Origin of the sequence: Shewanella japonica (assembly GCF_002075795.1) — a bacterium.
Taxonomy (GTDB): domain Bacteria; phylum Pseudomonadota; class Gammaproteobacteria; order Enterobacterales; family Shewanellaceae; genus Shewanella; species Shewanella japonica.
This window is the reverse complement of record NZ_CP020472.1, coordinates 4822713-4834827: the sequence shown is the minus strand read 5'-3', so window position 1 is coordinate 4834827 and position 12115 is coordinate 4822713. Positions and strand designations below refer to the sequence as shown.

The 12115-nt window shown below is 43.4% G+C and carries 9 protein-coding genes; all 9 read left to right on the top strand.

The annotated features are described in order from the left end of the window. The first annotated feature begins 47 nt into the window (after positions 1-47). Positions 48-248, top strand: a complete 201-nt coding sequence (locus SJ2017_RS20685) for a twin-arginine translocation signal domain-containing protein (protein ID WP_055024165.1) — start codon at positions 48-50, stop codon at positions 246-248. A gap of 17 nt (positions 249-265) precedes the next feature. Further along, entirely contained in the window at positions 266-3115 is a 2850-nt protein-coding gene (locus SJ2017_RS20680) for a formate dehydrogenase subunit alpha (protein WP_055024166.1), read from the top strand. Positions 3116-3141: 26 nt separating this feature from the next. After that, positions 3142-3738 carry a formate dehydrogenase FDH3 subunit beta gene (gene fdh3B, locus SJ2017_RS20675; protein WP_055024167.1) on the top strand — a complete coding sequence of 199 codons (597 nt, stop codon included), beginning with the start codon at positions 3142-3144 and terminating at the stop codon, positions 3736-3738. A 50-nt stretch (positions 3739-3788) separates the two neighbouring features. After that, positions 3789-4799 carry a formate dehydrogenase subunit gamma gene (locus SJ2017_RS20670; protein ID WP_055024168.1) on the top strand — a complete coding sequence of 337 codons (1011 nt, stop codon included), beginning with the start codon at positions 3789-3791 and terminating at the stop codon, positions 4797-4799. A gap of 800 nt (positions 4800-5599) precedes the next feature. Then, the gene (locus SJ2017_RS20665; RefSeq protein ID WP_055024169.1) at positions 5600-5797 is read left to right on the top strand and encodes a twin-arginine translocation signal domain-containing protein; all 198 of its coding nucleotides are present in this window, start codon (positions 5600-5602) and stop codon (positions 5795-5797) included. A gap of 17 nt (positions 5798-5814) precedes the next feature. Next, on the top strand, positions 5815-8670 hold the full coding sequence (locus tag SJ2017_RS20660; protein ID WP_080917206.1) for a molybdopterin-dependent oxidoreductase: 2856 nt from the start codon (positions 5815-5817) through the stop codon (positions 8668-8670). A 28-nt stretch (positions 8671-8698) separates the two neighbouring features. Beyond that, positions 8699-9268, top strand: a complete 570-nt coding sequence (gene fdh3B, locus SJ2017_RS20655; RefSeq protein WP_055024171.1) for a formate dehydrogenase FDH3 subunit beta — start codon at positions 8699-8701, stop codon at positions 9266-9268. A 74-nt stretch (positions 9269-9342) separates the two neighbouring features. Beyond that, positions 9343-10332, top strand: a complete 990-nt coding sequence (locus tag SJ2017_RS20650; protein WP_055024172.1) for a formate dehydrogenase subunit gamma — start codon at positions 9343-9345, stop codon at positions 10330-10332. A gap of 306 nt (positions 10333-10638) precedes the next feature. After that, on the top strand, positions 10639-11976 hold the full coding sequence (locus SJ2017_RS20645) for a coproporphyrinogen III oxidase family protein (RefSeq protein ID WP_080917205.1): 1338 nt from the start codon (positions 10639-10641) through the stop codon (positions 11974-11976). The last annotated feature ends 139 nt before the right edge of the window (positions 11977-12115 follow it).

Sequence of the window (12115 nt, the reverse complement as noted above, 5' to 3'; positions counted from 1 at the left end):
AGGGTAAACAAGACCCTTTTATTTTAGCGTTACATTAAGGAGAGACTATGAAGAAGCAAGCTTCCGTCATGGATCGTCGTCAAATGCTTAAAGCATTGGCTGTCGGTAGTGCCGCTGGCGCAGTTGCTACTGTTAGCGGACAAGCTCTAGCTGCCTCACCAGAAGCCACATCAAGTGTGGATAAAAGTGATGGTTATAGAGAAACAGACCATGTACGTAGTTACTACGCCACCTTACGTAGTAAGTAATTAAAGGAGAATATGTGATGCGATTAACCCGCAAAACAGAGACAGTTGAAGTCGCAGATAAACCTGCACTTGGACTCAATCGTCGCCAGTTTTTGAAATCAGCCACATTGGCAACAGGTGGTATTGCTGCAGCCTCAATGCTGGGCGCAGGCATGATGCGTAAAGCTGAAGCGAAAGATGTACCTTATGATGCACCTACCGAAGTAAAACGTACTATTTGTTCTCACTGTTCAGTGGGCTGTGGTATTTATGCTGAAGTTCAAAATGGTGTATGGACAGGTCAAGAGCCTGCATTTGATCATCCATTTAACGCTGGTGGCCACTGTGCTAAAGGTGCTGCACTGCGTGAACATGGTCATGGTGAAAAGCGTCTTAAGTATCCAATGAAACTTGAAGGCGGTAAGTGGAAAAAACTTTCTTGGGAACAAGCGATTGAAGAAGTAGGCCAAAAAGCCTTAGATATTCGTCAAGAGTCAGGTCCTGATTCAGTATTTTTCATGGGTAGTGCGAAGTTCTCGAACGAACAAGCTTATATGTACCGCAAATTAGCGGCAATGTGGGGCACGAACAACGTCGACCACTCTGCACGTATTTGTCACTCTACCACTGTAGCCGGTGTTGCAAACACTTGGGGTTATGGTGCGCAAACGAACTCATTTAATGACATTCGTAAATCGAAAGCGATGATGTTCATCGGTTCGAACCCTTGTGAAGCTCACCCAGTTTCAATGCAACACATCCTTGAAGGTAAAGAGCGCGGCGCGAAAATTATCGTAGTCGACCCTCGTTTCACCCGAACTGCAGCAAAAGCTGACGAGTTCGTGCATATCCGTCCAGGTACGGATATTCCTTACATTTATGGTTTGTTGTGGCATATTTTTGAAAACGGTTGGGAAGACCAAACATTCATTGACCAACGTGTATACGGTATGGAACGTATCCGTGAGGAAGTGAAAAAGTGGAATCCACAAGAAGTTGAAAATGTTGCCGGTGTACCTGAAAAGCAAATGCGCCGTGTGGCTAAAATGCTTGCAGAGACTAAGCCTGGTACTGTGGTTTGGTGTATGGGTGGTACTCAGCATCACGTCGGTAATGCGAACACGCGTTCATACTGTATCTTGCAATTAGCGCTAGGCAACATGGGTGTTGAAGGTGGTGGTACTAACATCTTCCGTGGTCATGATAACGTACAAGGTGCAACCGACTTTGGTTTACTATTCGATACTTTACCTGGTTACTACGGCTTGAAGACCGGTTCTTGGAAGCATTGGTGTAATGTGTGGGATCTTGATTACGAATGGGTTAAAAACCGCTTCGACCAAGCCCAACACTTAGGTCAAGACCCAATGACTTCGACGGGTATCCCATGCTCACGCTGGCATGATGGTGTACTTGAAGACAAATCTAAGATTGCGCAGAAAGATAACATTCGTATGTCATTCTTCTGGGGGCAATCAGTCAATACCGAAACCCGTGGTCGTGAAGTGCGTGAAGCATTGAACAAAATGGATACGGTAGTGGTTGTCGATCCATTCCCAACCATGGCGGGTGTTATGCATGAGCGTACAGATGGCGTATATCTACTGCCTGCTGCGACTCAGTTTGAAACATATGGTTCTGTTTCTGCATCTAACCGCTCACTGCAGTGGCGTACTCAAGTTATTGAGCCATTATTTGAATCAAAAGCTGACCACATAATCATGTACAAGCTGGCGAAAAAATGGGGCATCGATGCTGAATTCTGTAAGCACATTAAAGTGAATGGCGATGAGCCGTTGATTGAAGATATGACTCGTGAATTCAACAAAGGTATGTGGACTGTTGGTTATACAGGTCAAAGTCCTGAGCGCTTGAAAATGCACCAAGAAAACTGGGGCACGTTCGATATTGAAAGCCTAGAAGCACCAGGTGGCCCAGCAAAAGGTGAAACTTACGGTTTACCTTGGCCATGTTGGGGGACTGCAGATATGAAGCACCCTGGTACACAAATTTTGTACCGCACGGGCCGTGAAGTGAAAGACGGTGGTGGTAACTTCCGTGCTCGTTACGGTGTTGAGCATGAAGGTAACAACATTCTTGCTGAAGGCTCATACTCTAAAGGCAGCGAAATTCAAGACGGTTATCCTGAATTTACCGCTGACATGCTTAAACAGCTTGGCTGGTGGGATGATTTAACCGCCGAAGAGAAAGTTCATGCTGAAGGTAAAAACTGGAAAACTGATATTTCTGGTGGTATTCAACGTGTTGCGATTAAGCATGGTTGTATCCCTTACGGTAATGCGAAAGCCCGTTGTATTGTTTGGAACTTCCCAGATGATATCCCGGTTCACCGTGAGCCATTATATACCCCTCGTCGTGACTTAGTGTCTAAGTATCCAACTTACGAAGACCGTATGGTTGCACGTCTTCCAACCTTGTATAAGACAATTCAAGACAAAGATTTCTCAAAAGACTTCCCATTGGCAGTGACGACGGGTCGTTTAGTTGAGTATGAAGGTGGTGGTGAAGAAACCCGCTCAAATCCATGGCTTGCAGAATTACAGCAAGAAATGTTTATTGAGATTAACCCTGCAGATGCAGCAGATCGCGGCTTACGTGATGGTGATGACGTATTCGTTCACAGTCCAGAAGGCGCTAAGATCACAGTTAAAGCAATGGTGACTCCACGAGTCATTGCTGGTGAGTGTTTCATGCCATACCACTTTGCGGGTGTATTCGAAGGCAAGAGCCTAGAGAAGAGCTACCCAGAAGGAACGGTTCCTTACGTTATCGGCGAGTCTGCCAATACCGTGATGACCTATGGTTATGATGTTGTGACTCAGATGCAAGAGACTAAGTCTAGCTTGTGTCAGATCAGCAAAGCCTAATTAACTTGATGAGGAGATAAGCCATTATGGCAGTCATGAAATTTTTGTGTGACACCAAACGCTGCATCGAGTGTAACGGTTGCGTCACAGCTTGTAAGAACGAAAACGATTCCGCTCTAGAGTGGGGAATTCAACGTCGCCGTGTGGTCACTATCAATGATGGTGAACCAGGCGAAGCATCAATCTCAGTGGCATGTATGCACTGTACCGATGCACCTTGTATGGCCGTTTGTCCGGCGGATTGTTTCTATCAAACCGAAGACGGTCTAATTTTGCACGACAAAGATACGTGTATTGGTTGTGGCTATTGCTTCTATGCTTGTCCTTTCGGTGCGCCGCAGTTCCCTAAAAAGACTGCATACGGCAGCCGAGGCAAAATGGATAAGTGTACTTTCTGTGCCGGTGGCCCAGAAGAGAACCATTCAGAAGCTGAACGCAAGAAGTACGGTGCAAACCGTATTGCTGAAGGCAAATTACCTATGTGTGCGGAGCTTTGTTCAACCAAAGCCTTGCTTGCTGGTGATGCTGAAATTGTATCTACCATTTACCGTGAACGTATGGCAAAACGTGGTAACCCAAATACTATTTGGGGCTACGATCCTAAAACGGGTGATATGGTTTAGGCAGTGCAAATGGTTACGGACAGTGGTCCGTAACCAAGCAAGGAGTGACAATGTTAAACAATCAGTTAAACAAATCACTGCGTAGCTTATTTGCTCTGTTAGTTCTGGTGATGGGGTTGGGTTTTGCGACCACAACGTTAGCGGCAGATGAACAATCAAGTAAGCAGCAGGCAGGGAAAGAAAACCCAGCAGATTTATGGCGAGCAGTTAAGGCCGGTGACTCAGGCTTTACCACAGCTCAAGGTATCGAACCTGGGGTGCTAATTAATGTTGGCGGCAACGAAGGAAGATTACTAAGAGATAAGTATATTACACCAGCAGTAGCGCTTGCGTTGGTGGGTGTATTTGGTGCTTTCTTAATCTTTTACTTTGTTAATGGTCCAGCAAGATTAAGCAAAGGTTTCTCTGGCAAAATGGTCGAGCGCTGGTCGAAGGCAGACATTTGGCTGCATTGGATTATGGCCATTGCGTGTTTAATCTTAATGCTGACAGGCTTAGTGATTTTACTGGGTAAATTTGCGATTCAACCGTACGTTAGTAATAGCATTTGGGCTGGTATTATTGCCTTTTGTAAGCTAGTGCATGATTGGGTTGGTCCAGTATTTATCGTGTCTTGGCTTATGTGTATCGTTAAGTGGATGCCATTACAAACCATCAAGATGTATGACATTAAATGGTTCTTAGTTGTAGGTGGTTATATCAACTTCGGTCCATTTAAAGGTAAGCATCCAGACAGTGGTTTTGCTAACGCTGGTGAGAAAATGTGGTTTTGGACATTAGTCTTCTTTGGTCTATTTATCAGTGTTTCTGGCATGATGTTAGTGCTACCTGGTTTAGACTTACCACGTGAAGCGTCTATGGTTGCGTTACTGGTTCACGGAGTGAGCGCGGCGATCTTAATTGCATTTACGATTGTGCATATTTGGATGGCAACGGCATTAAGTGAAGGCGGTTTGGAATCTATGATTTCAGGCTACTGTGATGAAAACTGGGCAATCCAGCATCACAACCTTTGGTACGATGAGATTAAAGCCAACGGTACGTTGAAATATCAAGACTAAAGCTCATTAGTAAATAACTAAGCGAGTAAAACGCCTCAAAGACACATTGCTTTGGGGCGTTTTTATTGGATTGATATAAAATAAGCTGCTGACGTATCAAAATTGTAAATAATGTCAGTCGTTATTCCTGTCATTCACTCAATAATCTTGCCAATTTCTGTTTGTAAAAAATCAGTCTGATTACCTTGTTGCTGCATCGTGTTGGAGCTCCTGTTTACCGTTTAGGCTGGACGATGAAGATAGTGGATTAATTGGTTGTCAGCCTCTTGTTTTTCACACCGGTAAAATCGGTTGTAATAAGAGAGAAGGTGATGTGATTGTTAATGATGTCATCAACATTTATCAATTCCACCTGGTCATATTCCTTCATAGCTAAAAATACTATTGAATAAGCTTTTAAGCTCAAATAGCTATAAGTAAATAATAAGAATTCTCAATACCAAAGTGAGATTATTTCTTTATAAATCAGTCACTATGTTAATTTTTTTAACATTTGTTGTTGGCTATTTTTTACCCCGTTCTAGATGTCTTCCATAATGCTCATGATAAAAATTTGACCTAGTTAACGCTTTCTACTTTCCGTGTCTTTTTTTGGAATATGAACAGGTGCTAGATCAATTTTTTCTTCGTTATCTCTCTATATATTAGCCACGTAAATTTGTGGATATTATTCATTTAGAAGTGTTTTTACCTTTCTGGCCTACTTAGTTAACCATTTGTTTACAAATGGTGTTTAGTGACCGTAAAGGCCTACAAGGGCATCAACCACAGAGTTGGTGTGATTTAAACCGGGAGTAAAGATGAAGAAGCAACAGCCTGATCTGAATCGCAGATCTTTGCTGAAAGCCATCACCGTAGGTAGCGCTGCATCAGCAGCCATCGCCGTAACTGGTGTGAGTGTGGCTCAAGCAACCGAGAGTAACGTTAGCAAGAAAGATTCTAACGGTTACAAAGAAACTGCGCATATTCGTAGCTACTACGATAGCTTACGCGGCTAATTCAGGAGAAATAAGCGATGAAGTTAACTCGCAAGTCTACCGCAGCTCCTAAAGCTGCTACCAAGTCGCTCGGTATCAACCGTCGTCAATTTATGAAGAATGCAGGTATTGCTACTGGTGGTATCGCCGCTGCTTCACTAATGGGCACTGGCATGATGCGTAGAGCAGAAGCTCATGATGTACCTCATGATGCGCCAACTGAAATCAAACGTACTGTATGTTCTGCATGTGCTGTTGGTTGTGGTTTATACGCTGAAGTACAAAATGGCGTTTGGACAGGTCAAGAGCCTGCATTCGATCACCCATTCAACGCTGGTGGTCACTGTGCTAAAGGTGCTGCTTTACGTGAACATGGTCACGGTGAAAAGCGTCTTAAGTACCCAATGAAACTTGTTGATGGCAAGTGGAAGAAATTATCTTGGGAACAAGCTTACAACGAAGTCGGCGACAAAATGCTTGATATTCGTGAAGAGTCAGGTCCTGATTCAGTTTACTTTATGGGTAGTGCTAAGTTCTCGAACGAAGGCTGCTACATGTATCGTAAATTTGCGGCAATGTGGGGCACGAACAACGTAGACCACTCTGCACGTATTTGTCACTCTACCACGGTAGCTGGTGTTGCTAACACTTGGGGCTACGGTGCGCAAACTAACTCTTTCAACGATATCCAGAATGCAAATGCAATCTTCTTCATCGGTGCAAACCCGGCTGAAGCGCATCCAGTTGCAATGCAGCATATCTTAATCGCGAAAGAGAAAAACAACGCTAAGATTATCGTTGTTGACCCTCGTTTCTCACGTACTGCTGCACATTCAGATCTTCACTGTGCATTGCGTCCAGGTACTGATATCCCATTCATCTACGGTATGCTTTGGCACATCTTCGAAAACGGTTGGGAAGACAAAGCGTTCATCCAAGAACGTGTTTTCGAAATGGAAACTATTCGCGAAGAAGTGAAGAAGTTCCCACCGAAAGAAGTTGCAGACATCACTGGTTGTAGTGAAGAAGAAGTTTACCAAGCTGCGAAAATGATGGCAGATAACCGTCCAGGTACTGTTGTTTGGTGTATGGGTGGTACTCAGCATCACGTCGGTAATGCGAACACTCGTGCTTACTGTATCCTTCAATTAGCACTAGGTAACATGGGTGTTAAAGGCGGCGGAACAAACATTTTCCGTGGTCACGATAACGTTCAAGGCGCAACTGACTTAGGTTTATTATTTGATAACTTACCTGGTTACTACGGCCTGACTTCTGGCGCATGGGATCACTGGACAAACGTTTGGGACCTAGACAGAAATTGGGTTTCTAGCCGTTTCGACCAAAATGAATACCTTGGCCGTGTGCCAATGAATACTCCTGGTATTCCTTGTTCACGCTGGCATGACGGTGTTTTAGAAACACCTGAAAAATTAGCGCAAAAAGACCGTGTACGCATGGGCTTCTTCTGGGGGCAATCAGTTAACACTGAAACTCGTCAAGATGATGTTCGTGAAGCACTAGACAAGATGGACACTGTTGTTGTTGTGGATCCTTTCCCAACTATGGCTGGTGTTATGCACCGTCGTCAAAACGGCGTTTACTTGCTTCCAGCTTGTACTCAGTTTGAAACTGAAGGTTCAGTATCTAACTCTGGTCGTTCACAACAATGGCGTGAAAAAGTTGTTGAGCCATTATTTGAATCAAAAACTGACCTTGAGATCATGTACCGTCTATCTCAAAAACTTGGTTTTGCTGAACAGTACACTAAGCGTATAGCTAAAGATGCAAATGACATTCTAGTTATTGAAGACATCACTCGCGAAATTAACCGCGGTATGTGGACAATTGGTATGTCAGGTCAAAGCCCTGAGCGTATCAAAGAGCACACTCAAAACTGGGGCACGTTCAGCAACAAGACACTTGAAGCTGCTGGCGGACCTGCTAAAGGCGAAACTTACGGTTTACCTTGGCCTTGTTGGGGTACTCCAGAGCAGAAGCACCCAGGTACTCAAATCCTATATAACACGCACAAACACGTGTTAGAAGGCGGCGGTAACTTCCGTGCACGCTACGGTATCGAATACAAAGGTAAGAACCTTCTTGCTGAAGGCAGCTTCTCTAAAGGCGCTGAAATCACAGATGGTTACCCAGAGTTCACTGCAGACATGCTTAAACAGCTTGGCTGGTTCGATGAACTAACTGCTGAAGAGAAAGTTCACGCTGAAGGTAAAAACTGGAAGACTGATATCTCTGGTGGTATCCAACGCGTTGCAATGAAGCACGGCTGTATCCCTTACGGTAACGCTAAAGCTCGTTGTATTGTTTGGACATTCCCTGACCAAGTACCTGTTCACCGTGAGCCGTTATACACGCCTCGTCGTGACTTAGTATCTAAGTATCCAACGTACGCAGATATGCAAGTACACCGTTTACCTACGCTGTACAAAACAATTCAAGACAACGACAACAGTGCTAAGTACCCACTTGCGCTAACATCTGGTCGTCTTGTTGAGTACGAAGGTGGTGGTGAAGAGTCTCGTTCTAACCCTTGGTTAGCAGAGCTTCAACAAGAAATGTTTGTTGAAATCAACCCTGCTGATGCTGCAGAACGTGGTCTACGTGATGGCGATACAGTGTGGTTAGAAGGTGCTGAAGGCGGACGCATCAAGATTAAAGCAATGGTTACTCCACGCGTTAAGCCTGGTGTTACTTGGATGCCATACCACTTCGCGGGTGAAATGCACGGTGAAAGCCTTGCACCTAACTACCCAGAAGGCACTGTTCCTTACGTACTAGGTGAATCAGCTAACACTGCACTGACCTATGGTTATGACCCTGTAACACAAATGCAGGAAACCAAAGCGTCGCTTTGTCAAATTGAAAAAGCGTAATTGCAGCTTAAGCTAGGAGAATTGCCAAATGGCTACAATGAAATTTTTATGTGATACCAAGCGCTGCATTGAATGTAATGGTTGTGTCACAGCTTGTAAAAACGAAAACGACTCTGCTTTAGAGTGGGGTATTCAACGTCGTCGCGTAGTAACTATCAATGATGGTGAGCGTGGTGAAGCGTCTATCTCAGTAGCATGTATGCACTGTAGTGATGCACCTTGTATGGCAGTATGTCCTGCAGACTGTTTCTACAAAACAGAAGACGGCATTGTGCTTCACGACAAAGATACTTGTATCGGTTGTGGTTACTGTTTATATGCATGTCCTTTCGGTGCTCCACAGTTCCCTCAGTCTGGCGCTTTCGGCAGCCGTGGCAAGATGGACAAGTGTACTTTCTGTGCAGGTGGCCCTGAAGAAGATCATTCTCATGCTGAGCGTGAGAAGTACGGTGCTAACCGTGTTGCTGAAGGTAAACTTCCAATGTGTGCTGAGCTTTGTGCAACTAAGTCTCTACTTGCTGGTGATGCAGAAATTGTTTCTGCTATCTTCCGTGAGCGTGTTGCTTACCGCGGAGCTAACAAAGGTGTTTGGGGTTAATCTCCAGACGTGTTAGTCAGCTTAGCTATGATGCCTAGGGCAACCTAGGCATCAAATAGCATAGAGGATGTAATATGAACAAGTGGTTCAAACAAATTGGCGTTGTTATCGCATTGATGTTCAGTGTTATGACATTCGCACACGCTAGTGGAAGTGGTGAAGAATCTCTTACCGTTCAAGATGGCAATGCGCAATTATGGGCACAGCTTAAAGACGGTGTAGAGGGACGTACCACATCGACAAGTGAGTTCCATGCACAACCAATCAATACTTATGATTTACGTGTATTCGAACTTCGTAGTGACTTATTAGCGCCAGCGTTATTGGCTGCGCTATTTGGTATGATCATCATCTTCTTACTGTTTATCAAAATAAACGGTATTTCAAAATTACACGGTGGTTTCACCGGTAAGATGGTGTATCGCTGGTCTAAATTTGACGTATCAATACATTGGCTTGGTGCTATTCCATGTATGTTATTGATTTTGACAGGTTTAGTGCTATTGGCTGGCCGTTTCTTCTTCCAACCGTATATCGGTGAAGGAATGTGGTCTAGCATGGTATATTTGTCTAAAGAAATCCATGATTACATGGCTATCCCATTCATGTTGGGTTGGGCGTTAATGGTTGTTCTTTGGGCTAAAAACCAAATGCCAAAAATGTATGACATTAAATGGATGATGGTTGTTGGTGGTTACATTAACTTCGGTCCATTTAAAGGTAAGCACCCTGACGCTGGCTTTGCTAACGCAGGTGAAAAACTATGGTTCTGGGCATTTGCTCTATTCGGTCTATTCATCTCAGTATCAGGAATGTTATTACTGTTCCCGAACTTATTTGAACCAAGCCGTAACCTAAGCTTACTTGCTCTTGTTGTTCACTCAGTGAGTGCAATTATTATCTGTGCTTTCTCTATCGTTCACATCTTCATGGCAACAGCTATGTCTGAAGGTGGTATGGATTGTATGGTGTCTGGTTACTGTGATGAGCAGTGGGCTAAGCAGCATCACAACCTTTGGTATGATGAAATCAAAGAAAAAGGCGAGCTTAAATACAGAGACTAGTCGTCTTGGAATTTAAGTAAAAATACCCTCAATGGCATCGCTTTTGAGGGTATTTTTGTATCTGACTTTGATAGATCAAAATTTAAACATAGACATTTCTTATAATTAACATAGTGATATTGTTTATTAGTGATTAATTATTTAACAGGTGCTAATCTGTGATCTCCTTGGTAAAAATTAACTCCTTGGCTTGTTATTCAACGTTAAGTTATAGATAGTTCACACAAAGGTCAGTGATTTAAAAGTATTCTGCTCACACTGCAGCTATGAGCTGCGAGTCTGCTCATTCTTAAGGTAGGAAATGCTATGTCATCAATAATTAAACCATCAGACACCATTATTCAGTCGCCTTATCAAGCGAACATTACCACGCCAGACTGGATGATCAGTGCGATGGAGAAAGTGATGCAGTTTTATGTTGATCGTAATTTACGATTGGACACTGTATCTGCTGAAATGATGCCAAAGCCAGTTGAAGGTAAAAAGTACATGCTTTATGCGCATGTGCCTTTTTGTCATACCTTGTGTTCTTACTGTACTTTCCACCGTTTCTTATTTAAAGAAGACAAAGCCCGTCGCTATTTTGTTTCTTTACGTAAAGAAATGGATATGGTGAAAAATTTAGGTTATGACTTCGAATCTATGTATATCGGTGGCGGGACTACCACGGTATTAGAAGATGAGTTAGCACGTACCATTGAACATGCAAAAACCTTATTCCCAAATATTAAAGAGGTATCGTGTGAATCCGATCCTCAGCATCTCGATAGCGAAGGCTTCAAGCAGTTAGAAGGCTTAGTCGACCGTATGTCTATTGGTGTACAAAGCTTTAATGATGATATCTTGACCATGACAGACCGAATTGAAAAGTTTGGTACTGGTCAGCAGACGTTCGATAAAATCATGGCGGCTAAAGAGCTATTCCCTATCATTAATGTCGATTTGATTTTCGGTTTCCGTGGTCAAACAGATGAAATCATCCAGCATGATTTGGATATGGCATCTAAATTAGACCCACGCCAAATTACTACTTATCCATTGATGATTACTCACCAAACACGTAAAAGCGTCAAGGGTAAACTGGCTGCGCCGCACGGTGATATGGCCCGTCAATATCGTCAAATCCTTAACAGCTTAAACGGTCAATATACGCAACTTTCAGGTTGGGCATTTGGTAAAGCCAACAACGAAGGCTTTGATGAGTATGTTATTGATTATGATGAGTACTTAGGGGTTGGTTCAGGCTCTTTCAGCTTCTTGGATGACACCTTATACGTGAATACTTTCTCGCTGAAAAAGTATCAAGAGCGTGTTGAGAACGGCCTGATGGGCGTTGAGCAACAAAAGCAATACGGCAAAAAAGAAGTCATGCAATATCGCTTCTTATTAGGTATGTTCTCAGGCCGTTTATCACGTAAATATTTCCGTGAAACCTTTGGTGTGAATTTAGACACTGCCTTGTTTAAAGAAATGGCTTCAATGAAAGCGATTGGCGCAATTAAAAATGACCCGAACGATCCAGATAATTTGATTTGGACCGATAATGGTAAAATGATGGGCTTGCTGATGATGAAAGAGTTTTACTCTGGTATGGATAATGTCCGTGCACAATTACGCAAACCACTCAGACCAGAAGACATATAAGCTTTCGCTATAATCAGCTGATATCGTCTAGCAAATATCGTGAAATTAAAGGCAGTGATAATCTTCACTGCCTTTTTTGTTTTTGCAGTATACTGATTTTGATATCACTCAAATGACTGTGGTTCCATTGAGATGGTTT

Bases quoted from the DNA above. Each gene is read 5' to 3' on its own strand.
- SJ2017_RS20660 (WP_080917206.1), top strand. From the start codon at position 5,815: ATGAAGTTAACTCGCAAGTCTACCGCAGCTCCTAAAGCTGCTACCAAG.
- fdh3B (WP_055024171.1), top strand. From the start codon at position 8,699: ATGGCTACAATGAAATTTTTATGTGATACCAAGCGCTGCATTGAATGT.
- SJ2017_RS20685 (WP_055024165.1), top strand. From the start codon at position 48: ATGAAGAAGCAAGCTTCCGTCATGGATCGTCGTCAAATGCTTAAAGCA.
- SJ2017_RS20650 (WP_055024172.1), top strand. From the start codon at position 9,343: ATGAACAAGTGGTTCAAACAAATTGGCGTTGTTATCGCATTGATGTTC.
- SJ2017_RS20670 (WP_055024168.1), top strand. From the start codon at position 3,789: ATGTTAAACAATCAGTTAAACAAATCACTGCGTAGCTTATTTGCTCTG.
- SJ2017_RS20680 (WP_055024166.1), top strand. From the start codon at position 266: ATGCGATTAACCCGCAAAACAGAGACAGTTGAAGTCGCAGATAAACCT.
- fdh3B (WP_055024167.1), top strand. From the start codon at position 3,142: ATGGCAGTCATGAAATTTTTGTGTGACACCAAACGCTGCATCGAGTGT.
- SJ2017_RS20645 (WP_080917205.1), top strand. From the start codon at position 10,639: ATGTCATCAATAATTAAACCATCAGACACCATTATTCAGTCGCCTTAT.
- SJ2017_RS20665 (WP_055024169.1), top strand. From the start codon at position 5,600: ATGAAGAAGCAACAGCCTGATCTGAATCGCAGATCTTTGCTGAAAGCC.